The 637-nt window shown below is 63.6% G+C and carries 1 protein-coding gene; it reads right to left on the bottom strand.

What is annotated here, in order from left to right; genetic code table 11:
- Positions 1 to 137: 137 nt before the first annotated feature.
- A partial coding sequence (locus tag BRAS3809_RS20855; RefSeq protein WP_035657344.1) for a nitroreductase family protein occupies positions 138 to 637 on the bottom strand: 500 nt, incomplete at its 5' end.

Below are 637 nucleotides of genomic sequence, written 5' to 3'. Positions count from 1 at the left end.
TTCGGAGACAGTCAGCAATCATTTTTTACAAATCGGATCGCTGCATCATCGCAGCAGTGTCCGCTTCCGACGAGGACACCTCGAGTTCTGTCCTTGGTTCTGTACTTGGTTCTGTATTGGGAACCTCGACCGTCGCGCTACCCGTCGACGAAGCGAACGGTGTCCGCGAGAGACGCGCGGCTGGTCCGATAGGAGTTCGCCTTGTGGGCGAGATCGGGATAGCCGAACGAGATGCCGCACACGATCTTGCGGTCGTCATCGAGGCCGAAATGTCGGCGGACCAGATCGGAGTGAAAGGCGAGCGCCGCCTGCGGGACGGTGGCCACGCCGAGCGCCTGCGCCGCGAGCATGAAGCTCGTCACGTAGCCGCCGCAGTCGATCGCGCCATAGGTGCCGAGCGCCTCGTCGCTGTGGATGATCGCGACGTGGGGCGCGCCGAACAGGTTGTAGTTCTCCAGCGCCTGCTTCGCATATCCGGCCTTGTCGCCGCGCGCGATGCCGAGCGCGTTGTAGAGCTGGAAGCCGCTCTCGCGCCGACGGTCGAGATAGACGCCCTTGTATTCGCGCGGAAACGGAAAGTCGCCCGAGGCCGGCTTGCCGCTCGAGGCCGCCGCATACATCAGCTTGCGGAACGCCT

The sequence above is a fragment of the Bradyrhizobium sp. STM 3809 genome, assembly GCF_000239795.1.
Classification (GTDB): Bacteria; Pseudomonadota; Alphaproteobacteria; order Rhizobiales; family Xanthobacteraceae; genus Bradyrhizobium.
This window is presented reverse-complemented; position numbering and strand designations above follow the sequence as displayed.